The sequence below is a fragment of the Gordonia sp. (in: high G+C Gram-positive bacteria) genome (assembly GCF_012515855.1).
Classification (GTDB): domain Bacteria; phylum Actinomycetota; class Actinomycetes; order Mycobacteriales; family Mycobacteriaceae; genus Gordonia.
Genome location: NZ_JAAYXO010000204.1, coordinates 1 through 21,242, shown reverse-complemented (window position 1 = coordinate 21,242; position 21,242 = coordinate 1). Strand labels below are relative to the sequence as shown.

The window sequence follows — 21,242 nt, the reverse complement described above, 5'->3', positions numbered from 1 at the left end:
AGTCAGTCAGCCCTACAGGATCGAAATCGAGGAGCATCATGAATCTCAAGCCGAGCAAGGCCAACCTTCGACGGCTCCCGCTCCGCCTCGCCGCGGGTGCGTTCATCCTCAACTCCGGCGTCGGCAAGCTCGGCCTGGACGCGGAGAGTGCTGCCGGAGTTCAGGGGATGGCGGCCAACGCGCTGCCGCCGGTCAAGGTCTTGCCGCCGGTGGTCTTCGGCAAGGCGCTCGCCGGCGCGGAGATCGCTCTCGGCGCGGCATTGCTCGTCCCCGTGGTCCCGGCCGCGGTGGCCGGCGCCGGGCTGACCGCCTTCAGCGCCGGGCTCCTGGCCATGTACATGCGGACGCCGGGTATGCGCGAGGAGGGCTCGGTGCGTCCCACGCAGCAGGGCACCGCCATCGCCAAGGACTCCTGGCTTCTCGGCATCGGCGCAGCGCTGCTGGTCGACGCCGCCCAGTCCGGCGAGGGACTCGGCACCCTGGTTCGCGGCTGCTGCAGCAGCGAGCCCGACGGCGTCGCCGACAACGAAGCCTGACCCTAGGCGTCGACCCAGTCGACCACCTCGGTCAGCGGCGCCCGCTCGGTGCGGTAGCCGTTGATCGAGTGGTCGTCGTCCGGGTAACCGAACGAGATGCCGCAGACGATCGTGCGGTCGTCGCCCAGACCCAGTTCGCGCCGCAGCACGGTGGGGTAGAGCGCGATCGCCGCCTGGGCCACGCTGCAGACGCCGTGCGCGGTGGCAGCACTCAAGAAATTGGCCACGTAGCCGCCGCAGTCCACGGCGCCATACGCGCCGAGCGCCTCGTCGGAGTGGATGACGGCCACGTGGGGCGCGCCGAAGAAGCGGAAGTTCTCGAGCATCTGGCTCTGCCGTCGTGCGTGGTCGTCGCGCGCGATGTCGAGGGCGTTGTACAGCTGAAAGCCACTGGTCCGGCGACGCTCCCGGTGTTCATTGCGGTACTCGCGCGGGAAGTCGATGTCCGCCCGATCTGCGGCGCCGGTCGACGCCGCCTCGAACAGTGCCGACCGCAGGCGTTCGGTGCCCGCGCCGCTGGTGATCGCCACCTTCCACGACTGACTGTTGCACCACGAGGCCGTCCGCTGCGCGGTGGTCAGGATCGATGCGATCGTCTCCTGGGCCACCGGTTCGGGGCGGTAGGCGCGGCAGCTGTACCGGGCGGCCAGCAGCTCGTCGAAGGCGATGGCCGCCTGTCGATCCGCGACAGCGGGGGACGTCTCGAAGCTGGTCATCAACTCGTCTTTCGTCGACACGGACCCGGTTGCCCTGCTTTCCCGGGGGCCCGGCATGAACCGCCAGTCTACGAGTTCGCCGCGGCGATCAGCGCACGGACCTGCTCCACGTCGATGCCGAATCCGGGGAGAGGTGTTGCAACCACCACGTGAGGACGCCGAGCGCTGCGCAAATCTGTGGATAATGCGTTGGCGCAGTTGCCGATCCCGGCGTTAGCGTCCTCGCATGAATTTCACCGGGGGAGAGTTGACGAGGTGGTCACCGTCGCAGATGGACCGCATCCGGTCCGAGTTGTGCGACGGCTATCGGCGGATCGAGGCGACGATGGCGGGCAGGATCGAGGACGGGGAGGTCGTGACGCGAACCATGCTCGACGCCGCACGCCGCTCGGCGGAAGAAGCCACGCCGACGTGGCTGTGTGCCGAGGTCGTCGAAACGCTCAGTGCGCAGGTTCCGTCGCCGATCGAGACCGACGTCCTGGTGGGTGCCGGCGATCGCGGATTCCTGCTCTTCGAGAAGGCGGTGTGCTCGACGATGCTCGGCGATGCGGGCTCGCTCGGGATCGCCCCGGTCAACGGGGTGCTCTGGTGGACCGCAGATTTCGACGGCCAGGAGTTCCACCAGGACGCCGACCATCCGAATCTGATCGTGGTGCACGCCCTTTCGACCTTGACGAGCAGAGAGATGCCATGGTCGCCGCGAGTCTGGTCCGATTCCACCCTCACCGACCTCGGCATGTTTCCGATGCCGCTCGGCATCGAGGGGGCGCCCCCATCCGGACTCAACAACGACCTCGCACCGGCCGTTCGACTCCTCCTCGGCTACGGGGTGGCCGTGGCCACGAGTCGGGTGCTGTTCGACACCGTCGCCGATTCGTCCACGTGCGCGCCGACCCTGTCGGCACCGCGTCAGGTGGCGGTCGTCTACGACGCCTGAGATGAGATGACGCGATCAGCGAGAACTGTCGAATCAGCGATAGCCTACCTGAAGGTCCTTGACTCCGTTGAGCCACCCCGACCTCATCCGTACCGGATCGCCTCGTTTGGCGATGTCGGGGACGATGTCGGCGATGGCGTTCATCATGATCCCGATTTCCATCTTCGCCAGATTGGCACCGATGCAGAAGTGCGCGCCGTTGCCACCGAAGCCCAGGTGCGGGTTCGGATCGCGGAGGATATTGAAGGCGAACGGGTCGTCGAAGACCGTCTCGTCGTAGTTGGCCGAACCATAGAACAGGCCGACACGTTGACCCTCGGCGATGGCGACGCCGTCGATCTCCGTGTCCTGCAACGCGGTCCGCTGAAAGCAATTGACGGGGGTGGCCCACCGGACGATCTCGTCGGCCGTGGTGACCGGCCGCTCCCGTTTGAACAGCTCCCACTGCTCGGGGTGGTCGAAGAATGCGTTCATGCCGTGGGTGATCGCGTTGCGCGTGGTCTCGTTGCCGGCCACGACCAACAGCAGAACGAAGAAGCCGAACTCGGTCTGGTCGATCGCCTCGCCATCGATGTCCGCCTCGATCAGCGTGGTGACGATGTCGTCGGTCGGGCACTGTCGGCGCTGCTCGGCCATCTCGTATGCGTAACCGAGGAGGCTGGCATTGGCGCCGGCGACGTCGACGCCCTGAAAGCTCGGGTCATCGGTGTTGATGATGACGTTGGACCATTCGAATAGCTGAGCGCGATCACCTGCCGGAACTCCGAGCAGATCGAAGATCGCGGTGAGCGGCAGATCGACGGCGATGTCCTCGACGAAGTTTCCGCCGTCCTTCTCCGCAGCTGCGGTCACCACGCGGCGCGCGACGGCGGTGAGGTTGTCGTGCAGCTGGCCGACCGCACGTGGCGTGAACAGCCGTGAGATCACCTTGCGCAGGCGGGTATGCGCGGGAGGGTCGTGGTTGATCAGCAGCGCCTTGGTGAAATCGAGTTGGTCGGCGGTGATGAAGTCCGGCAACCGCATGATCGCACCGTTCGCGTTGGTCGACCAGACCTGAGAGTCCTTCGACACGGCCCGGATGTCGCGATGCCGACTGATGACCCAGTAGCCGTCGTCACCGAAGACCGAGCCCGCAGGCTGCTGGTTGAACCACACCGGAGCGGTCTCACGCAGCCACGCGAACTCGTCGGTCGGTATACCCCGCTCCAACAGATCCGGATCAGTGAAATCCCACCCCGGTCCCATCGGACAGTCACCGTTCACTCGTGTCATAGCCACCTCGGCATCGTCGTCGAATCAAGTCAACATACAAGTAACACGATATATGTATGTTTACTAGGACTGCTACCGTTTCCCCAGGTCCAGCAAGCGCTGAGAGGGGATGCCGTGGCGCGACGACGGGGATGGAACGGACACCCGCCGACCGACGATGCCGAAGCCACCGAACGGATCGTCACAGCGGCAACCGAGCTGATGGAGCAGACCCAGGCGACTATTTCACTGGCCGACGTCGCGCAGTCGCTGGGAGTGATCCGTCAGACCGTGTACCGCTATTTCCCTACGGCAGACGCCCTCATGTCGACAGCGGCCCTGCGCACGGTCGACGCCTTGATCGCCCAACTGGCCGACCGCGCTCGCGGCATCACCGACCCGGCCGATGCCGTCGTCGAGATCATTGTCGGCGCAGTGACGCTCGTCCCACGGAACTCGCAGATGCGGGTCCTACTGGCCGGGCCGCAAGCGGGGGTGCACTCAACTGCCGTCCTGTCCGCAGGGTCGATCGCCTTCGGCCACACGATGATCGCGGCGCTCGATGTGGACTGGCCGGCTCACGGATACGCCGACGCCGACGTCGACGAACTCGCCGAGTACCTGCTGCGGGTTCTGCATTCGTTCCTCGTCGCACCCGCACCCGATCGCACCCCCGAAGAACTGCGTCGTTTCTTGGCACGCTGGGTGGCACCGGCCATCAAGCCGTAGCGACGTGGTCGTACGCCAGGTCAATTCAATCCTGGACGGCCGATTCCACCCTGCATCACTGCAGCTCGGGCGTACGATCGACAGAGCAAACCGAGAGGATTGTATCATGTCAAACTACGCCAATCGGACCATTGCCCGGACCGCGGCGATCACCACGACGGTTGCGGCCGCAGCGCTGCTCGGCGTCGCGGGCAACGCCTCCGCTGACGTCACACCTGGCACTTACACCTCGATCACCGAATCGTCCGGCGTCGTTCTGCTGCAGCGCACCGGACAGGTACGCGGCGGCAACCTCGTCCTGATCGGTCGTTATCGGATCCACCCAACCGCATCGGGCGGCTACGCCGACGTGTTCCCCGGACACCGCGTCTACATGAACAGCGACGGGCGCGGAGGATACCGCGGGCCGGCATACTTCAACGGCGTGCGGATCGGCACGTTCATTCTGAAGCCGCGCCGCTGAGCAGGAAGAGGCTGCGCGCCGATGGATCCCGACGCCAGGCCCCATACCTCGCTGAGTGTGTTGGTCGTCACCACCGTCGCGCACGTCCGCGAGAACCATTGTGGCGGCGGCGATATCCCATCAGGAACTGATCCTTATCACATGCCGTCGGCCTGGTATCGCTGCTCACTGTAATTCATCTGGCATAACTCCGCCTATCATGAAAGTCCATGAGCACGTCTTCAGGCGACACTGGCATCGCAGACCGGATCCGAAACGCGGCCTTTTCCGGCCGCATCACCTCGGCTGCCGACGCCGTCCGGCACATCCATCCCGGCGACACCGTAGCCATCAGCGGGTTCGCCAGTGCCGGCACGCCGAAGGACTCCATCCCGGCCCTCGCCGAGCGCATCCGGGAGGCCCGCGCGGGTGGATCGGACTTCACCATCAACCTCCTCACCGGGGCGTCGGTGTCGACGGATACCGAGCGCCTGCTGTCGGAGGTCGAGGGCATCGCCCTGCGTATGCCCTATCAGTCCGAGCCCACGGCACGTGGACGTATCAACCGCGGGCAGATGGACTACGTCGACATCCACCTCTCGCATGTCGCGCAGCAGGTCTGGCAGGGCTACTACGGCCACATCGACGTCGCGATCGTCGAAGTCGCAGGCATCACCGAGTCCGGTGAACTGATCCCCTCGGCATCGATCGGCAACAACAAGACCTGGCTCGACGTCGCCGACAAGATCATTCTCGAGGTCAATTCGTGGGTGCCTGCCGAGATGGAAGGCATTCACGACGTCTACTACGGCACGGCTCTGCCGCCCGATCGCAGGCCGATCCAGCTCACCCGCGTCGACGACCGCATCGGCCAGACCACCTACAAGGTGGATCCGTCGAAGGTGGTGGCCGTCGTCGAGACGCACGCCCGGGACGCCGCCAGCCCGCTGACCGCGCCGGACGCGGTCAGTGAGGCCATCGCCGGGCACGTCCTGGACTTCTTCGAGTACGAGGTGCGCGCGGGTCGGCTGCCCGCCGACTCGCTGCTGCCGCTGCAGGCCGGAATCGGCAACGTCGCCAATGCCGTGCTCGGCGGCCTGGACCGCGGCCCGCACAAGAACCTGACCTGCTACTCGGAGGTCATCCAGGACAGCATGCTCAGCCTCATCAAGGACGGCACCGTGGCGCATGCGTCGGCGACGGCCCTCGCATTGACCGAGGAGGGGATCGAAGAACTCGTCGCCAACATCGACTTCTACCGCAATCACATCACCCTCCGGCCGCAGGAGATCAGCAACCACCCAGAGGTGGTTCGTCGTCTCGGCGTGATCGCGATGAACGGGATGCTCGAGACCGACATCTACGGCAACGTGAACTCCACCCACGTCATGGGCACCAAGATCATGAACGGCATCGGCGGCTCCGGGGACTTCACCCGCAACGGCTACGTGTCGATGTTCTTGAGCCCGTCCACCGCCCGCGGCGGAGCGATCTCGGCGATCGTCCCGATGACCCCGCACGTCGACCACACCGAACACGACACCCAGGTGATCGTCACCGAGCACGGGCTCGCGGATCTGCGCGGCCTGTCACCGAGGCGCCGCGCCCGCCTGATCATCGACAAGTGCGCGCACCCGGACTACCGGCCGCTGCTCGACGACTACCTCGCGCGGGCCGAGGCCCAGCCCGACGCCGGTCAGACGCCGCACCTCCTCGGCGAGGCGTTCGGCTTCCATCAGCGGTACCAGGAGACCGGGTCGATGCGCTGACGGTGGCCGATCCTAGCTGGTCGAGGACCGCCTGCAGTCGACCGCGCACGCCGCCCTTGCTGGTCGAGTAGCGCCTGCAGTCGACCGCGCACGCCGCCCTTGCTGCTCGAGTAGCGCCTGCAATCGACCGCACACGCCGCCCTTGCTGCTCGAGTAGCGCCTGCAATCGACCGCACACGCCGCCCTTGCTGGTCGAGTAGCGCCTGCGAGCGCAGCGAGCACGCGCGTATCGAGACCCCCGTTTCTCAGGTGCCGCAGAAGGTACGAAATCCGGAACTGAACGATTCCGGTGCCGGACCAACCAGATCCGACCACTCATCGCGGGGTGCGTAGGGGTGCGTGACCGCGTCCAGCAGTCGGTGGAACGGGGCGAGGTCGCCCGCGGTGGCGGCGCGCAGCGCGTCGTCGAGCTGATGATTCCGCGGAATGTAGACCGGGTTCACCGTATCCATCTCGACCGCGATCCGTGTCTCCTCGACACCGCGCTCGGCCAATGCCGTCCGCCACCGATCCAGCCACGACGCGCTCGCCTCGCGGGGCAGCAGGTCGTCGAGAGCTGTGGAGTCGCCGCGCAGTTCGCCGCCCAAGGCGCGGAAGGTGCCGGTCCAGTCGGCGCGGTGGTCGTGCATCAACGTCAGCAGGTCGTCGAGCAACTCACCGTCCGTCACGTTGTCGGCGAGGCCGAGCTTGGCCTTCAGCCCGGCGGCGAAGTATCGCTCGTAGTGATCGTCGAAGGTGTTGAGGGCTGCGGTGGCTGCGGCGATTCCGTCATCGGGAACGGGGGAGATGAGTGTCAGGAGTGCCTCGGCGAACCGAGCCAGGTTCCACTTCAGCGCAGTGGGCTGGTTCCCCAATCGGTAGCGGCCGCCGTGGTCAATGGAGCTGAACACGGCGTCGGGGTCGTAGGCGTCGATGAAGGCGCAGGGGCCGTAATCGATCGTCTCGCCGGAGATGGTGGTGTTGTCGGTGTTCATCACGCCGTGGACGAAGCCGACCAGCATCCACTGGGCGACGAGTGCGGCCTGCCGCTCGATCACGGTTTCCAGGAACGCGAGGTAGCGGTTCCGGTCGCCGTCCTCTGGAAGATCGACGAGCTCGGGGTAGTGACGGTTGATCGCGTAATCGGCGAGCGGCCGGAGCAGGTCCGGGTGTCGGACGGCCAGCTCGAAGGTGCCCACCCGCAGGTGGCTGGCCGCCACGCGGGCGAGCACCGCTCCGGGCTCGGCGCCGTTCCGGTGGACGTCGCGGCCGGTGGCCACGACCGCCAGCGAGCGGGTGGTCGGGATACCGAGCGCGTTCATCGCCTCGCTGACCAGGTACTCGCGCAGCATCGGTCCGACCACCGCGAACCCGTCGCCGCCGCGGGAGAACGGGGTGGGCCCGGAGCCCTTCAACTGCAAGTCGAGCCGGCACCCCGCGGTGTCGATCAATTCGCCGAGCAGCAGCGCACGCCCGTCGCCGAGCATCGGCGCGTAGCCGCCGAACTGGTGTCCGGCGTACGCGGTCGCGACCGGGGTGGCGTCGGCCGGGCTCGCAGCGCCGGACAGGATCGCGACGCCGTCGTCGCTGCGCACCGCCGCAACGTTCAATCCCAGCGACTCCGCAAGGTCCTCGTTCACGATCAGGAGCATCGGGTCGGGGACCTCGGCGCCCTGCCACGCGACGGTGAGCGGCGCCAGTGCCTCGACGAAGGTGTTCTCGAAACCGGCGATCGCGGTGCTGGTCGGTGCGGGGGGTTCTGGTGCAGCGGACACGCCTCCCAGGGTAGCCGGGTTGCCGACGGTGCCGATTCCTTCGCACTAGGGGTAGACGAGCTACGGGTAGGCGAGGCCGGTGTGGTTCTCCGCGAACGTCCAGAGCTGCTCGCCCACTGCGGGGTCGTGGACGATGAGACTGCCCTGGACCGCGGCGGGAGCACCGGTGAGCTGGAAGGGACCTGACGGCCCGAAGTACTCCCCGCCGACGGCTGTCGGATCAGTGGCGGCGCGGAGCGCGGGCAGCGCTCCGGCGTACGCGTCGTTGATGAACAGGCGCAGGACCGGCCAGGTGAAACGGCTGTGGTAGACACGCTGGATCCATCTGCTGCGTTCGCGCATCACGCCGGTCCGGGCGGCGCCGGGGTGAGCGGCGAGGGAGATGGCGCGCGCTCCCGTCGCGGTGAAGCGGCGATCGAGTTCAGCCGCGAAGATCAACTGGGCGAGCTTGGCTTCGGCGTAGGCGCGCATCGGTGTGGTCGAGCTGCCGACGCCGAGCCGCGTCGGGTCGATGCCCTTCGTGCGATGGGCGAGACTGCCGACCGTCACCACGCGCGCGGCGGGAGCGCGAAGTAGGGCAGGGCTGAGGAGCCCGATGAGCGCGAAGTGGCCCAGGAAGGTCGATGCGAAACCGAGTTCGATGCCGTCGGCGTTCCTGACGACCTCGGTCGGGATGTACCCGGCGTTGGCGACGACGATGTCGATTGTGCGGTGATCGGCGTTGATCCGATCCGCGCACTGCCGAATCGAGTCGGCGTCCGCGAGGTCTAGCGGCACCACGACGACGTCCGCATCGGGATGCTCGGCGAGGATCTGAGCACGGGCCGCCTCGGCGGTGCTCTGCGTTCGACACGCCATCACGACAGTCGCGCCGAGTCGCGCCAGCCCGCGCGCGGTTTCGTATCCGATGCCCGAGTTGGCGCCGGTCACCACCGCGACCCGCCCTGTCAGACCGGCGGCGTCGGCGAGCGTCCATGGTGCCGCTGCGTCCTTGCGAGACACTCGCGATCTCCCGTCGTAGTGATTGGCCGGCCCCGGTGGTCGGCAGGATCACGCTACAGGGGTCTCCGGCGAGGGCTAATCCCCATCCGACAGTGAGCGCTCGTTCTACGCCCTGACGCCATCGGGCTTCGAATGGGAAGCGGATGGAATCCGAGGATCCGATCGCGGCGATCGCCGGTGTCGGCATCCCTGACAGTTAGCGTGGTGCGGAGTCGCGGTCAAGGAACGACGCCAACGTCGCGTCGGCGAGCCTCGGTTTTCGCGATTCCTGGCGGGCTGCCGCCGCGATCTGTGCAGCCCCGATCGCAATCGCCATCATCACGACCGGAACTCCGACATAGGTCAGGCCGATCCAGAAGCCATTGGCCCCGATCAGGCCCAGCACGGCAAAGCCGGCCATGACGGCGACCATGCACCAGGAAACCCACCAACGCATGACGAAACCTGCGACCAACGGGGGCACGACGAAGAGAGCACCCAGCTGGCCGACCTGTGCAACTCCGACCGCGGTCAGAATACTGGCGTCGCACGTCGCGAATCGTCCAGGATCGTCAGGGTTCGAGACAAAGGCCGAGTGAGAGCACACCGCAGAAACGACGTCCACCGAACTCGACGCGAACCAGGCGGTCAGCGCGGCCGCGGCTACCGCGAGAGCGAACCACAGGATTCGAACGACCGTCATTGGTCGTGTCTACCACGCAATTCTCCCAAGGTGCGTTCATCGCAGCCTTCTCATGCTTCGCGCACGCCCCTCGCGGCCGCGGCCTCCTCGTTGAGGATCGGCAAGGCGACGTTCATGGCGTGCACGCCGAGCGAGGTGGACAGCTTGAGCACTTCGAAGATCTCCTGTTCGGTCACTCCGATGCTCAGCGCCGCTCGGATGTGGCGGCGGACCCCAGGTGCGTACATGTGCGTGCAGGCCGCGTCGACCGCGATGGCGATGAGTTCGACCGTCTTGCGGGGGATCACGCCGGACTCGTACGGCTCGATGATGGCCGCCATGTAGTCGTCCGCCCACTTCTGGTCGTAGTCCTCCATGCCGTCCCACAACGGATTCCACGAACCAGAGTCTTTGAGTCGGTCAACGGTTCCGGCGGCCGACGTCTCGGTGGTTGCGGCATTCCAGTGGTGGAGAGCGGTCATGCGAATCATCCCTTTCAGGGGTAGGCGGTCATCGGAAGCGAAGGATCTGTCGAAGGTGCTGCAGATCGATGTGGACATCGTTGATGACGTGATTCACACTATTGGCCCCTAGCCTTCTACGATTTGCTTAACGGGACAGATTATTTTGCAGTTTGGGGCATACGTGCAGCAGCCGATGGTGCGGAAGGCAGTTCTCAACGGCTACACGGAACTGATGTTCCGGTGGGGCCACGACCCGTCCGCTCTCATGCGGTCGGTCGGAATCGATCCGGCGATGACCGGCGGCGAGGGATGGCTGTCGGCCGAGGCCGTCAACACGCTGTTCGAGTTGTCAGCAGCGACCACCGGTCACGAGGACTTCGGCATGCAGCTGGCGACGGCGCGCGGGTTGTCGAACCTCGGCCCGGTGGCTCTGGCGGCACGCGAGGAACCGGATGTCCGGGGCGTGATGACGATGATGCTGCGCCACATCAACGTCCACAACGAAGGTCTCGTGACCCGACTGATCGAGGGGGACGGCCGGGCCACGGTGCAGATCGGACCGCCGGCAGGCTTCGTCCTCGGCCCGCAGAGCATCGAACTCACCATCGCCGCGACGACGCGCATCCTGCGAGAGTTCCTGCACGACGATTGGCAACCCTTGACGGTGTGCTTCACCCATCAGCCGCCGTCGGACCTCGGAACCCATCACCAGATCTTCGGCGCCAACGTCAGGTTCGGCAGCAGCTTCAACGGGATCGTCTTCTACTCCCACGCACTGGACCGGCGCAACGAGACGTCCGATCCGCTGCTCCGGCCCCTCGTCAGCCAGTATCTGCAGAGCTTGCTGCCGCAGGAGTCGGCGACCACGGCCGACCGGACTCGGTCGATGATCGAGTCCCTGCTGCCCACCGGACGCTGCTCCGCGGCGCACATCGCGCGCAGCTTCGGCATGGACCGGCGCACCCTGCATCGGCATCTGACCGAGGAGAACGCGAATTACCGATCCCTCGTCGACGAGGTGCGGATGAGCCAAGCGCAGTACTATCTCGCGAACAAGAATCGCACGATGACTGAGATCTCCCAGGATCTGGGCTTCGCGTCGCTCAGTACGTTCTCACGCTGGTTCCACTCCAAGTTCGGCTGTAGCGCCCGCTCCTGGAGTTCGCAGCGTGTCGCGACGTCAGAGGCTCGTACCCGCGGCGAATCGCCGACATAGACGGCAGTCCGCGACTGCTATCCGGAGACCCGCTCAAGTACGGCGAGGGGAGTGGTCCGGATCGGCTGCCGTCAGAGTGCTGAGTGCAGTCATCGCGGAGATCTCGATCGTCGCGATGTGCTCGAGCAGCTGACTCGCTTCGACGAGATGCGCCGACTCGCCCACGACGCCCGCCTGCTCAATGAGGCCGGCGACACGCGTCCAGAGCAGAGCGGATTCCGCGAAGCGGTCCCGTGCTTGCTCCACGACGTCCGCGCTCGGCTCGCCGTCCAGGAGTCCGTGGCACTCGGTCAGGAAGTCGCGGTACAGGTTACGAAACAGTGCGCCTCCGGTGCCGGCACGCTCCATCAGCGTGGCGATGACGGGGAGGTCTCGGTCGGGGCGGTCGACGCGCGTGAACCACGACGGCACCCGCCGGGCGGCGGTGCGGATTCCTCGGCCGCCGAGATTGGCGATCGGCGGGGACAGGAAGTCTTCAGCACACGCGGTGATCGCGGGTATCAGCGCTGGAATGTGTTGTCCCGCATCCATGTTCGCCGCCTCGACCATCATCGTGAAGGAGCGGTGGCGGGCCGACATCGGTCCGCGTGCGGCACGTGCTCTGGCCAGACTCGCCAAGCTGGTGGACACGGCTCCGCCCTGCTGTGCAGTGTCGACCAGGTAGGCCCGCTCGGCGTCGTAGCCGTACATCGCGACGACGTGTCCGGCGAAGTGCACGGGGGAGCCGAAGTACTCGAGGTCGTGGCTGTCGAGCTGGAGCCCGACGGGACTCCCGTCGTCGATCGAGGAGCGGACCTGCTCCCAGGCCTTGCGTGGGGACGTGGTCTCCAGGGCTCTCAGCTCGACCCCCAGCCGCCGGGTCAGGTTCTGAGTGAGGACGAAAGGCTTCACCCTGCCGCCCAGGAAGGGCAGTTCTTGCTGCTTCGAGTCCCAGTAGATGAACGACAACCCGCCGCCCAGCCCGAAGAGCATCGATTCCGAGAGGTCGAGGCCTGCGTGGCTCAGGAGCACGCCGAGCGCGGTCGTCTCGCAGTGCATACCGCCGGTTGAAGCGACGCCGCCGACGATCCGCGCGCCGGGCGGCGTGGACGCATCACTCGCCGACTCGTCTGTCAGACCGCCAACTCGTTGTCGGGCCATGCGCCCAGCGTATATGCGCGCTCGACGACTCCGGACTTCCGCTTGGCTGCTGCGTCTGGTTCCCACGGATGTTTCGGTCGGGCGAGGACGGGGCACTCAGACAGGGGACAGCAAGCACGACACGGTGAGGAGCGATGCATGACGGGCAACGATCCGATCTTCCTGAATTCGACTACCCGGGAACCGCGACCTGCACGACCGCTGGATGGCATGGTCGTCGCCATCCTCGCGACGGACGGCGTGGAGGAGGTCGAACTGACCGAGCCTCGCGCCGCGCTGGAGGGGGCCGGTGCGCAGGCCGTTCTGGTGTCGCTGCACGACGGCGAGATTCAAGCGATGCACCGCGACGTCGAGCCCGCCGGACGCTTCCGGGTCGACAAGGTGGTCAACGATGTTTCTGTGGCCGATTTCGACGGTCTTCTCCTGCCCGGCGGGACGACCAATCCCGACAAGCTCCGCCAGAATTCTCATGCGGTCGACTTCGTTCGGGGTTGCATGCACGCGCAGCGGCCGACCGGAGTCATCTGCCACGGCCCGTGGACTCTGGTCGAAGCAGGTGTCGTCTCGAGGCGAACGCTGACCAGCTATCCCAGTGTTCGCACCGATATCAGGAATGCCGGAGGCATCGTGGTCGACGGCGAAGTGGTGGTCGACGGTTCCCTGGTGTCGAGCCGGGGACCAGCGGATCTGCCTCAGTTCTGCGCCAAGATCGTCGATGTCTTCGCCGATGCCACCAGGGCGATGGTCGGGGATGCGCGGCGATCGCGCCCCGCGCAGTGAGCCGGAACAGTAGTTCACCGGGTGTCACCCGACAAACCAACAGCCCCACCCATCACGGAGTGACCCGCGTTCCAGGCGTCGATGAATGCGGCATCGAGCCGATCGTCGCCCCGCGCAGCGAACGCCGTAGGCCCAAGCACGACATCAGGTTCACCGGAGCCAAGACCGCGGCGGGCGCCACATCCAGGTAGCCGAGATACCTGTCGTCGAGTTCCATCGATGCCAGAAGATCGCCGAACAACTCCTGGTGAACTCGTTCGCCGCGACCTGCGCCGTACTCGTCGAACTCGACAGCGACGAACGCCGCCTTCGATGCTCCGCGCAGCCGTGGGATAGCCCAGGCATGCGGGTCCGCCTCCTTCAAGTGGTAGATCGATCGGGCGGCGAAGTAGTCGACGAACTCGTCATCGGTGCCGTGTCGCGCGAGTTGGTCGGAGGCGCCCGTCGGCACCGTCCGGGCGAGCGCCCCGAGTGCGGCGTCGGCAGTGGTGTCTCCTGCGAACGGCGAGATCTGATGCTTGACGGCGTCGAGAAACAGATCTTCGATGCGGACCCGTACCTCCACCAGGGTGGGATCCCATTCACAGTCACGCCCCGCGTCTGCCCATCCGCGGTAGTACAACTCCTGGCACACGGTCATCGACAGCTGACCGTCGTCGCCCCACGGATCGAGATCTTCAGGTATCGCAATCCGGGCTCGGTTGTCGGCGGATCGCGCGCGGATCGCCTCGATCACGGCCTCGGACACTGGTCCGCGCGGGGAGGGAAGCGTTGCCTGCGCACCGCGGGACGAGGCCCCTTCCGTTCGGAGCACGTACTTCACCTGGCCTTTCCTCACGTCTGATCGACGAGTACCCCTCGCCGCAGCAACGCAAACATGCGGCGTGACAGGCCCTCGTGCGGCCGGCGACCCCGAGGATTGAATACGTGCTCGTTGGGGTACCCGAAACGGCACGACATGTGGGGCGCACTGACGTGGCCGTCTCGCACCGACGGCAGGAGGTCCCTGTATGAAGAAGTCCGCACTGGCCCCACGCCGGTCCGCCGGTCCCGTCGACGAGAACCGTATCGGGCGGGTCTACGAGCCGCAGGACGACACCGCGCTGCTGATCGACGCCCTCCGGGACATCGACCTGCGTGGTGCGCGGGCGCTGGATCTCTGCTCCGGTTCCGGTGCGGTTGCGGTGAGCGCGGCGCTGGGTGGAGCCGCGGTCACAGCCGTCGATTCCTGCCCGCGGGCGACTGCCGCGACTCGTCGAGCGGCCGTCGCTGCCGGAGTCGCTGTGGACGTCGTCTGCGCCGATCTCGCCGACGTCACGGGTGAGACCTTCGATCTCATCACCTGCAACCCGCCGTATGTCCCGACACCACCGGGGACAGAGCTGTCGGCTCCCGGGCCACACCACGCGTGGAATGCCGGCCCGGACGGGCGTGCCGTCCTCGACGTGGTGTGCGCACTGATCCCCGGACTGCTCGCCGACCGGGGTACCGCCTTCGTTGTGCAGTCCGAACTCGCCGGCGTGCACCAAACGATCATGGCGCTGCGCGCGGCCGGCTTGCGGACGAATCTTGTTCGCAAGCGCTCCATCGCTTTCGGCCCGGTCCTGCGGTCGCGCCGAAACGAGCTCGTCGACGTCGGTCTCCTCGATCCGACAACCGACCTCGAATCCATCGTTGTCACGCGGGCCGACCGAACCACTGCCGGTGACGGAAGTGATCGTCATGAGTGCTGAGCACGCGGCGCGACGTGTGCGCCTGGTCGCCAAAGGGCCGATCCTGGTGGAGGGTCCCGTGGACGTTGAACGACCGGACGGAACAACCCTCCACTGCGATCGGTTTCAGGTGGCGATCTGCGCGTGCGGATTCAGCGGTACGCCTCCGCTGTGCGACGCCAGCCATCGTCGACTCCTGCGGCGGCGCCGCGACTGACTGCGGTCGCCGCCAGCATCGTTGACCAGCGCATGTTTCACCACAGTCCCGCCGGGTACCCGAGTGGTTGCGGATGCAGACGCATCCAGTCGGGTCGGTCTTTCGCCGACCCAACCAACGGAGCAGAAGGGAGCACAGTGTCATGACGGCCCACCACACGCCCGGGGTCGACGGCCCGACGCCCCGCGACCCGAGCCACGCACACGCCCCGGAGCGCAGCCTGCGCCCGCTTAAGGTCGCCGGCCTGGTCGGCTACGGATTCCTACTGGCAGCTATCGCCTTGGTCGGCGTCACCTTGGCCGCGGCCGCCTTCGACACGGCCCTGACGCCATGGATCGTCGCGACCATCGTGTGCGGCGTGATCGGCATCGGATTCATCGCGACCGTTCGGGTCGCGTTGGCGCGGCATCCAGCCCGCGACCGCCCTCAGCACGACCCGCTCATCCCCGAAGTGACTAAGGAGGAGGCGGTGACCTACCAACGGGAGCATCACGGCCGCCCAGACGTTTCGCGATAACGCACCGGCGAACGCCCGACTGACTCCGTCTAGAACACCAACGCCGCAGGAGGCATTCATGGCACATATCGATTCGAGTGAGATAGCCATCGATCAGTCGCAGATGACGGTCTTGCTCGCGGGCGGAGAGATCCTCTCCGTACCACTCACGGCACGAGTCGACACCGACACCGGCGATGTCACCTTCCACACCGATCCGGGCAAGTTGACCCCGGCGGTCAGCGCCGATCCGAATCCAGGAGGAATGTCGGATTCCAGCACCGGCGACGATGCGTCGCACGGGGCGGTCGTCGCCCCGTCGCCGTCATATCTCACGCCTCGGGAGCCCTGATTCCGATCGCCGCATCGGATTCTCACCGCCTCATCGACAGATGCGACACGTGTGCCGCACCCATTCGTTCTCGTGAAGGAGACAAGCATGCCCACGCATAGGACCATCATCGGACAGCACGACGCCGACCGGTTGATCGAACTCCTACAGGTTCGGCTCAGCGCACTGAACGATCTTCACCTGACGCTCAAACACGTCCATTGGAATGTCGTCGGACCCAATTTCATCGGGGTCCATCAGATGATCGACCCGCAGGTGGAGACGGTGCGCGGTTTCGCCGACGTACTGGCCGAACGCATCGCCGCACTCGGCGGCGCCCCGTCCGGGACGCCGTCCGCCATCGAGCGGGACCGAACATGGGATGACTACAGCCTGGGGCGTGACACGGTGGACGCCCATCTCGCTGCGCTCGACGTGGTGTACGACGGCGTGATCGCCTCCCACCGCGCGGCGATCGACACCGCAGGCAAGATCGACCCGGTCTCGGAGGACATCTTGATCGGCCAAACCGGCGACCTCGAACAGTTCCAGTGGTTCATGCGGGCGCATCTCGAGGACCCCCGAGGGCGTGTCCCGCACGCCTCCGAGTCCACCGAGGAGGGGGCCGCAGCAGCGGTCCGCTGAATCCGGAACCGCGACCTCGGCTCGTCGGTGCCGATCGACGGCGGTCGACCGAAGAACTCCGTTCGACCGCCGTCTCGCATCGGCCCGAATCAGGCCGGGACCAGTTGGCACCGCAGATGAGTGATCGACTGCCGAAGCAGGCGCGACACATGCATCTGAGACAGTCCGGTGCGCTGCGCGATAGCGCTCTGCGAGAGATCCTCGTAGAACCGCAGCTTCAGAATGCGTCGTTCGCGGGCGCGCAGCGTCGCGAGTGCGGGTTTCAGTGCGTGGGTGTCCTCGACCAAGTCGAACCCGGCGTCTTCCTGACCCAGTAGATCGACTGTCGGCGTGCCTTCGTGGCCGCGGGCCGGAGCATCCAGTGGAATGGTCACCGACGCCGCTGTGACCAGCCGCGCCCGGTCGATTGCGGAGACCTCCACGCCTAGATCACTGGCGAGTTCGTCCCTTGTAGGCGACCGACCCAGGCGTTGCGCCAGTTGTTCCTCTGCGTCGCCGAGCCGCAGCGCCAACTCTTTCGCGCGGCGTGGCGTCCGCACCGTGGTCGTTCGGTCACGGAAGTGTCGGCGCACCTCACCCGTGACGGTCGGGACGGCAAACGACAGGAAGTCCGTGCCTAGCGACGGATCGAACCGGTCGACCGCGTGCACGAGTCCCAGACGTGCGACCTGCAGTAGGTCGTCGTAGGTCTCACCTCTCCCTCCATAGCGTTGAGCGATGTGCTGAGCCAGCGGTAGACACGCGATGATCGCCTCGTCGCGCAGCGCGTCCCGCCGCACGGAGTCGTCGTCAGCCAGTTCGGCACGCTCGGCGAGGAGATCGCCCACAAAGCCGTATTCGTTGTCCTTCATTCGAGAGCTCCTTCGACTGCCATCCGCACGGAAGCAGCAACGCACGTGGCGCAGCCGGACTGTGCGGAGATGTGAAGGCCCTGACGCATACGCGTCCTCAAGGCGTCGAACTCGGCTGTTGGTTGAACCGAGTGACCACAGGCTACCCCCAAAACGACACTGCGAGCAGAAGTTCCTCGAGCTCGTTGTGTGACCACCGGACGTTTCGTTGCGTCGGTACCGGGTACTCCGTTGATGGGACACGCACCGAAGCACTGCCACGCGCTGCGTGACGACGCAGGTGCGAGCAGGGGACCCGTGCTGACGCTCCAACAAGTACCAACCCATCCGAAGGAGGAATCGTGAGCTCTTCCGACAGCGCACAGAACAAGGCCGAGGAACTGAAGGGGCGGGCCAAGGAGGCCGCCGGTGCAGCGACCAACGACGACGAACTGAAGAACGAGGGGCAGGCCGACCAGGGCGTAGCCACCGCGAAGCAGAAGGTCTCCGAGGCTGCAGACAAGGTCAAGGAGGGCGTCGAGACGGTCAAGGAGAAACTGACCGGACACTGATCCGGTACAGGGACGGGCCCGTCACTCAGATCTGAGTGACGGGCCGTTCAACGTGCGCACGGGCCGCTCGATGTGTTTCAGTGAGCGGGGTAGTGGGCACCCTATGGGCATGGACACCGAACATGACAAGCTCGCAGGCGGCGCCCCGCGTCAAAGTGCGCCCTACCCGGGAGCGACGGACCAGATGGCCCCGCGTCCCGACGATGAGATGCGCGATTGGGTCGGGAGCGGCCTGTTGGAGGGACGACGAGCGCTGATCACCGGCGGCGATTCCGGGATCGGGCGGGCGGTCGCCGCAGCGTTCGCGAAGGAAGGCGCCGACGTCGCGATCGCCTATCTCTCCGAGGACGACGATGCCGCCCATACGGTCGACCTGATCGAATCGGAGGGGCGACGGGCCCTCTGCATCCGCGCCGACCTTGCCGATCCCGCCGAATGCCGCCGTATCGTCGAGAAGACCGTCGACCGCTTCGGCGGGATCGACATTCTGGTCAACAATGCCGCGACGCAGGTGCCGGTGGACGACCTCGCCGAGTTGAGCGCCGAGCAATGGGAGCGCACGTTCGCAGTCAACTCCTCTGCTGTTTTTCATACGACGAAGGCCGGGCTCGAGCACCTCACTCCCGGCGGGTCGGTCGTCAACACCGGCTCTGTTAACGGTCTGCGCGGCAACAAGAAACTCATCGACTACTCGGCGACCAAGGGGGCTGTGCACGCGCTGACCTTCTCGTTCGCCCAAGCCCTGATGGAGCGACGGATTCGTGTGAACTGCGTGGCTCCGGGTCCGGTGTGGACGCCCCTGATCCCGGCGACGTTCTCCGAGGACGAAGTGGAGGGCTTCGGCGCTCAGGCCCCCTACGGCCGACCCGCACAACCCGACGAGGTCGCCCCGTCGTTCGTCTTCTTCGCGGCCGATCGCCTGTCGTCGTACTACACCGGAGAGGTGCTCGCTCCCACCGGAGGTGAGACGTTGCCCGGTTGACCAGCAACTCGCCGTCGCACCGGCCGCGCTCACCGAGCGGGCCGCGAGAAAGGAGAAGCGTCATGCCCAAGACCGACAAATCAGGTCGACCTCGTAAATCTGAACTTCCCGATACGATCGGCCGATCGCTGGCCAAGGCGCAACGCACCTTCGCCGAGGCTCATGACAGTGCGCTCGAGGAGTACGGATCCGAGGAACGCGCACACAAGGTCGCCTACAGCGCCCTCAAACACTCTTACGAGAAGGTCGGGGACCATTGGGAGGAGAAGGCCCACCGCGGACCGTCCGATTCCCGAGCCAAAAGGGGAGGCCCGCATCCCTCTGGCGAGAGCGCGGACGGGGTAAATGCCAATGCGACCAAGGAGCATCTTCTCGACGTCGCCCGCCGATTGGAGATCACCGGCCGCTCGCGGATGCGTAAGTCCGAGCTGATCGACGCGATCAGGGCTGCGAACAAGAACGCGACCAGCAAGGCCGGGTCCGCCGGTTCGTAACGTCAACGCACGTCGCTCATCGAACGAGGTTTGGCGATCCGTGCTCGCGGGTAGTCAAGGAGTGGCCCGCGTTCGTCGGACGCCGATCTCAATCATGGAGGTACTGCGATGCACTCAGCAGATATGGACATCACCCCGGGGACGCATGTCCGCTGCCGGCTGCCTTCGGGAGATACGGCCGATGCCGTGGTCTCGGCCATCCGACGGTTCCCCGTCGATTTCATCGAGGTTCAGCTCGACCGCGACGGCACCAAGGTCCCCGTCCCGCGCTCGGACATCGCACAGTCGATCCTGCCGATTGAGCACGAGACGTCCGTTCAGGACGTGCTCGATCATCAGTGACGGTTGACGGTTCGGCGACCGTCGGTCTGCTGGCCGATCCCGGTGTTCCGCGCCAAGTAGCAGCGGCGGTCGCCGACGAGTTGTCGGCTGACCTGACGACCCGTACCGGGCAGCACTGGACGGTGGATGTGCGGGAGGAATCGTTGCCGATCACCGCGGGCGGCGACATTCCGTTGATGGCCGAGAAGCGGGAGGTACTGCACAGCAATCAATGGCGCTGGCTGGTTTACCTGTCCGACCTGACCCACTACCGAGACGCCACGCCGGTCCGCTATCAGCTGTCCGGCGAGGAGCCAGCCATCGTGGTCTTCGTACCCGCGTACGGATGGCTGCGCAAAACCGTGAGAATCCGACGGCTACTCGGCGACCTGATCCTCGCCGACCTGCCGCCGACATCCGAACCGCTGCCTCGGGAGTCAGTGCGCCCCGTCGAGCGGCGCCCTAGACAATGCGTCCACCGTGGTCACGGTGTGCTCGGCGACCACACTCCTGCATCTCATACTGTTCGCCGGGATGACGATACTCAGCGGAACGGTCGTGGAGCCGACCTACCTGGCGGACCAACTCGGCCACCCTGTCACGATCGCCGACTATCTGCACCTCGGGTGGTTCTCGGCGTCGATGGGAACCATCGCAGGCGCTCTCGGCTCCAATCTTCGACGACGAGAACGTGGTCCGAGAAGGCACCTACAGTCGACGCTGGCACCAGCGACGGCTGCTGAACGACGACTACAGCCGGTGACGCCGGTCGATCACGCCCAGGGACCCCACGCTCGTAGACCGGAACTCGAGCAGAGGCGTGACCAACGCCGCTCGGGGACCGACACTTCGTCACAGTGACGATAAAGTGACGCCGGGGAGATTGTGCGATACGTGCGCCGGAATCGATGCGACACCTACGGAAGAAGTCGAAACGATAACCTCAGCATCAAACCCGCACAACACCAACCGAGGCGCAGGCAACCCTACGAGGTGCGACGGTCAGTGCACGTAGACTCCGGGTGAACAACCAACCGCGACCACGGTCTAACGAAGCCCTGATGGCGATTCGCAATCGATCGATCAGCGTGATGCACATCGAGACCTGCCAACTTAGATGTACTGGTAACCACTCGTATCACTTTGTCTCGAGTCCAAACCAGCTGAGGCAGGCTCCGAAACCTGCCCTCAGGACGAAAGGGCAGGGACCGGTTTCGTGTAGCCGTCATCGCTGGCAGTTGGTTT

26 protein-coding genes are annotated in these 21,242 nt (G+C 65.9%); 16 read left to right on the top strand and 10 right to left on the bottom strand.

Annotated features, from left to right (window positions below; genetic code table 11):
- Positions 1-38: 38 nt before the first annotated feature.
- Positions 39-536, top strand: a complete 498-nt coding sequence (locus tag GX543_RS14660) for a hypothetical protein (RefSeq protein WP_290852921.1) — start codon at positions 39-41, stop codon at positions 534-536.
- Between the two features lie 2 nt (positions 537-538).
- Here the strand turns inward: GX543_RS14660 and GX543_RS14655 are convergent, their stop codons facing one another.
- Positions 539-1,252, bottom strand: coding sequence for a nitroreductase (locus GX543_RS14655; protein WP_290852919.1), 714 nt, complete (start codon positions 1,250-1,252; stop codon positions 539-541).
- A gap of 226 nt (positions 1,253-1,478) precedes the next feature.
- Between GX543_RS14655 and GX543_RS14650 the strand changes: the two genes are divergently transcribed.
- Positions 1,479-2,189 (top strand): hypothetical protein, encoded by a 711-nt coding sequence (locus GX543_RS14650; protein ID WP_290852917.1) that lies wholly within the window; start codon positions 1,479-1,481, stop codon positions 2,187-2,189.
- A 33-nt stretch (positions 2,190-2,222) separates the two neighbouring features.
- Here the strand turns inward: GX543_RS14650 and GX543_RS14645 are convergent, their stop codons facing one another.
- The gene (locus GX543_RS14645) at positions 2,223-3,461 is read right to left on the bottom strand and encodes a cytochrome P450 (RefSeq protein WP_290852916.1); all 1,239 of its coding nucleotides are present in this window, start codon (positions 3,459-3,461) and stop codon (positions 2,223-2,225) included.
- Between the two features lie 114 nt (positions 3,462-3,575).
- Here GX543_RS14645 and GX543_RS14640 point away from each other — a divergent pair, with 114 nt between their 5' ends.
- From GX543_RS14640 to GX543_RS14630, 3 genes are all read left to right on the top strand, one after another.
- Positions 3,576-4,169, top strand: coding sequence for a TetR/AcrR family transcriptional regulator (locus GX543_RS14640; RefSeq protein WP_290852914.1), 594 nt, complete (start codon positions 3,576-3,578; stop codon positions 4,167-4,169).
- 106 nt (positions 4,170-4,275) lie between these two features.
- Positions 4,276-4,632, top strand: a complete 357-nt coding sequence (locus GX543_RS14635) for a hypothetical protein (RefSeq protein ID WP_290852912.1) — start codon at positions 4,276-4,278, stop codon at positions 4,630-4,632.
- A 209-nt stretch (positions 4,633-4,841) separates the two neighbouring features.
- Entirely contained in the window at positions 4,842-6,380 is a 1,539-nt protein-coding gene (locus tag GX543_RS14630) for an acetyl-CoA hydrolase/transferase family protein (protein ID WP_290852911.1), read from the top strand.
- Positions 6,381-6,625: 245 nt separating this feature from the next.
- Here the strand turns inward: GX543_RS14630 and GX543_RS14625 are convergent, their stop codons facing one another.
- The 4 genes from GX543_RS14625 to GX543_RS14610 all read right to left on the bottom strand — a co-directional run bounded on the left by GX543_RS14625 (position 6,626) and on the right by GX543_RS14610 (position 10,279).
- Positions 6,626-8,134 (bottom strand): YdiU family protein, encoded by a 1,509-nt coding sequence (locus GX543_RS14625; RefSeq protein ID WP_290852910.1) that lies wholly within the window; start codon positions 8,132-8,134, stop codon positions 6,626-6,628.
- 60 nt (positions 8,135-8,194) lie between these two features.
- On the bottom strand, positions 8,195-9,136 hold the full coding sequence (locus GX543_RS14620) for an oxidoreductase (protein WP_290852908.1): 942 nt from the start codon (positions 9,134-9,136) through the stop codon (positions 8,195-8,197).
- A 196-nt stretch (positions 9,137-9,332) separates the two neighbouring features.
- Positions 9,333-9,740 (bottom strand): hypothetical protein, encoded by a 408-nt coding sequence (locus GX543_RS14615; protein ID WP_290852906.1) that lies wholly within the window; start codon positions 9,738-9,740, stop codon positions 9,333-9,335.
- A gap of 128 nt (positions 9,741-9,868) precedes the next feature.
- The gene (locus GX543_RS14610; protein WP_290852904.1) at positions 9,869-10,279 is read right to left on the bottom strand and encodes a carboxymuconolactone decarboxylase family protein; all 411 of its coding nucleotides are present in this window, start codon (positions 10,277-10,279) and stop codon (positions 9,869-9,871) included.
- Positions 10,280-10,454: 175 nt separating this feature from the next.
- On the opposite strand from GX543_RS14610, the gene GX543_RS14605 reads away from it, so the two are divergent.
- A complete protein-coding gene (locus GX543_RS14605) occupies positions 10,455-11,477 on the top strand; it encodes an AraC family transcriptional regulator (protein ID WP_290852903.1) in 1,023 nt (340 codons plus the stop codon).
- A gap of 33 nt (positions 11,478-11,510) precedes the next feature.
- On the opposite strand, the gene GX543_RS14600 is transcribed toward GX543_RS14605, so the two are convergent.
- On the bottom strand, positions 11,511-12,617 hold the full coding sequence (locus GX543_RS14600) for a BtrH N-terminal domain-containing protein (RefSeq protein ID WP_290852901.1): 1,107 nt from the start codon (positions 12,615-12,617) through the stop codon (positions 11,511-11,513).
- Positions 12,618-12,827: 210 nt separating this feature from the next.
- Between GX543_RS14600 and GX543_RS14595 the strand changes: the two genes are divergently transcribed.
- Positions 12,828-13,397 carry a type 1 glutamine amidotransferase domain-containing protein gene (locus GX543_RS14595; RefSeq protein WP_290852987.1) on the top strand — a complete coding sequence of 190 codons (570 nt, stop codon included), beginning with the start codon at positions 12,828-12,830 and terminating at the stop codon, positions 13,395-13,397.
- Between the two features lie 52 nt (positions 13,398-13,449).
- On the opposite strand, the gene GX543_RS14590 is transcribed toward GX543_RS14595, so the two are convergent.
- On the bottom strand, positions 13,450-14,145 hold the full coding sequence (locus GX543_RS14590) for an iron-containing redox enzyme family protein (protein ID WP_290852898.1): 696 nt from the start codon (positions 14,143-14,145) through the stop codon (positions 13,450-13,452).
- Positions 14,146-14,407: 262 nt separating this feature from the next.
- On the opposite strand from GX543_RS14590, the gene GX543_RS14585 reads away from it, so the two are divergent.
- From GX543_RS14585 to GX543_RS14565, 5 genes are all read left to right on the top strand, one after another.
- Positions 14,408-15,130, top strand: coding sequence for a HemK2/MTQ2 family protein methyltransferase (locus GX543_RS14585; RefSeq protein ID WP_290852896.1), 723 nt, complete (start codon positions 14,408-14,410; stop codon positions 15,128-15,130).
- Positions 15,120-15,326 carry a CDGSH iron-sulfur domain-containing protein gene (locus tag GX543_RS14580; protein ID WP_290852894.1) on the top strand — a complete coding sequence of 69 codons (207 nt, stop codon included), beginning with the start codon at positions 15,120-15,122 and terminating at the stop codon, positions 15,324-15,326. Before GX543_RS14585 ends, GX543_RS14580 begins: the two co-directional genes overlap by 11 nt.
- Positions 15,327-15,468: 142 nt before the next feature.
- Positions 15,469-15,843 carry a hypothetical protein gene (locus GX543_RS14575; RefSeq protein ID WP_290852892.1) on the top strand — a complete coding sequence of 125 codons (375 nt, stop codon included), beginning with the start codon at positions 15,469-15,471 and terminating at the stop codon, positions 15,841-15,843.
- Between the two features lie 58 nt (positions 15,844-15,901).
- Complete coding sequence (locus GX543_RS14570; RefSeq protein ID WP_290852890.1) at positions 15,902-16,174, top strand: hypothetical protein; 273 nt, start codon at positions 15,902-15,904, stop codon at positions 16,172-16,174.
- 87 nt (positions 16,175-16,261) lie between these two features.
- Complete coding sequence (locus tag GX543_RS14565) at positions 16,262-16,798, top strand: DNA starvation/stationary phase protection protein (RefSeq protein ID WP_290852888.1); 537 nt, start codon at positions 16,262-16,264, stop codon at positions 16,796-16,798.
- Positions 16,799-16,887: 89 nt separating this feature from the next.
- Here the strand turns inward: GX543_RS14565 and GX543_RS14560 are convergent, their stop codons facing one another.
- Entirely contained in the window at positions 16,888-17,649 is a 762-nt protein-coding gene (locus GX543_RS14560) for a SigB/SigF/SigG family RNA polymerase sigma factor (RefSeq protein WP_290852886.1), read from the bottom strand.
- 341 nt (positions 17,650-17,990) lie between these two features.
- Here GX543_RS14560 and GX543_RS14555 point away from each other — a divergent pair, with 341 nt between their 5' ends.
- The 4 genes from GX543_RS14555 to GX543_RS14540 all read left to right on the top strand — a co-directional run bounded on the left by GX543_RS14555 (position 17,991) and on the right by GX543_RS14540 (position 20,018).
- Positions 17,991-18,200, top strand: a complete 210-nt coding sequence (locus GX543_RS14555) for a CsbD family protein (RefSeq protein ID WP_290852885.1) — start codon at positions 17,991-17,993, stop codon at positions 18,198-18,200.
- A 109-nt stretch (positions 18,201-18,309) separates the two neighbouring features.
- Complete coding sequence (locus GX543_RS14550; protein ID WP_290852884.1) at positions 18,310-19,182, top strand: SDR family oxidoreductase; 873 nt, start codon at positions 18,310-18,312, stop codon at positions 19,180-19,182.
- A gap of 62 nt (positions 19,183-19,244) precedes the next feature.
- Entirely contained in the window at positions 19,245-19,676 is a 432-nt protein-coding gene (locus GX543_RS14545) for a ChaB family protein (RefSeq protein ID WP_290852883.1), read from the top strand.
- Positions 19,677-19,784: 108 nt separating this feature from the next.
- A complete protein-coding gene (locus GX543_RS14540) occupies positions 19,785-20,018 on the top strand; it encodes a hypothetical protein (protein ID WP_290852881.1) in 234 nt (77 codons plus the stop codon).
- Here the strand turns inward: GX543_RS14540 and GX543_RS14535 are convergent.
- Positions 20,012-20,230: a hypothetical protein gene (locus GX543_RS14535; protein ID WP_290852880.1), complete on the bottom strand. Its 219-nt coding sequence runs from the start codon at positions 20,228-20,230 to the stop codon at positions 20,012-20,014. The two genes, GX543_RS14540 and GX543_RS14535, sit on opposite strands and share 7 nt — an antisense overlap.
- Positions 20,231-21,242 lie beyond the last annotated feature (1,012 nt).

Coding starts and splice junctions, on each gene's coding strand:
- GX543_RS14635 (WP_290852912.1), top strand. CDS start 4,276: ATGTCAAACTACGCCAATCGGACCATTGCCCGGACCGCGGCGATCACC.
- GX543_RS14580 (WP_290852894.1), top strand. CDS start 15,120: ATGAGTGCTGAGCACGCGGCGCGACGTGTGCGCCTGGTCGCCAAAGGG.
- GX543_RS14545 (WP_290852883.1), top strand. CDS start 19,245: ATGCCCAAGACCGACAAATCAGGTCGACCTCGTAAATCTGAACTTCCC.
- GX543_RS14605 (WP_290852903.1), top strand. CDS start 10,455: ATGGTGCGGAAGGCAGTTCTCAACGGCTACACGGAACTGATGTTCCGG.
- GX543_RS14645 (WP_290852916.1), bottom strand. CDS start 3,461: ATGACACGAGTGAACGGTGACTGTCCGATGGGACCGGGGTGGGATTTC.
- GX543_RS14570 (WP_290852890.1), top strand. CDS start 15,902: ATGGCACATATCGATTCGAGTGAGATAGCCATCGATCAGTCGCAGATG.
- GX543_RS14540 (WP_290852881.1), top strand. CDS start 19,785: ATGCACTCAGCAGATATGGACATCACCCCGGGGACGCATGTCCGCTGC.
- GX543_RS14575 (WP_290852892.1), top strand. CDS start 15,469: ATGACGGCCCACCACACGCCCGGGGTCGACGGCCCGACGCCCCGCGAC.
- GX543_RS14565 (WP_290852888.1), top strand. CDS start 16,262: ATGCCCACGCATAGGACCATCATCGGACAGCACGACGCCGACCGGTTG.
- GX543_RS14560 (WP_290852886.1), bottom strand. CDS start 17,649: ATGAAGGACAACGAATACGGCTTTGTGGGCGATCTCCTCGCCGAGCGT.
- GX543_RS14630 (WP_290852911.1), top strand. CDS start 4,842: ATGAGCACGTCTTCAGGCGACACTGGCATCGCAGACCGGATCCGAAAC.
- GX543_RS14660 (WP_290852921.1), top strand. CDS start 39: ATGAATCTCAAGCCGAGCAAGGCCAACCTTCGACGGCTCCCGCTCCGC.
- GX543_RS14585 (WP_290852896.1), top strand. CDS start 14,408: ATGAAGAAGTCCGCACTGGCCCCACGCCGGTCCGCCGGTCCCGTCGAC.
- GX543_RS14550 (WP_290852884.1), top strand. CDS start 18,310: ATGGACACCGAACATGACAAGCTCGCAGGCGGCGCCCCGCGTCAAAGT.
- GX543_RS14610 (WP_290852904.1), bottom strand. CDS start 10,279: ATGACCGCTCTCCACCACTGGAATGCCGCAACCACCGAGACGTCGGCC.
- GX543_RS14650 (WP_290852917.1), top strand. CDS start 1,479: ATGAATTTCACCGGGGGAGAGTTGACGAGGTGGTCACCGTCGCAGATG.
- GX543_RS14655 (WP_290852919.1), bottom strand. CDS start 1,252: ATGACCAGCTTCGAGACGTCCCCCGCTGTCGCGGATCGACAGGCGGCC.
- GX543_RS14600 (WP_290852901.1), bottom strand. CDS start 12,617: ATGGCCCGACAACGAGTTGGCGGTCTGACAGACGAGTCGGCGAGTGAT.
- GX543_RS14595 (WP_290852987.1), top strand. CDS start 12,828: ATGGTCGTCGCCATCCTCGCGACGGACGGCGTGGAGGAGGTCGAACTG.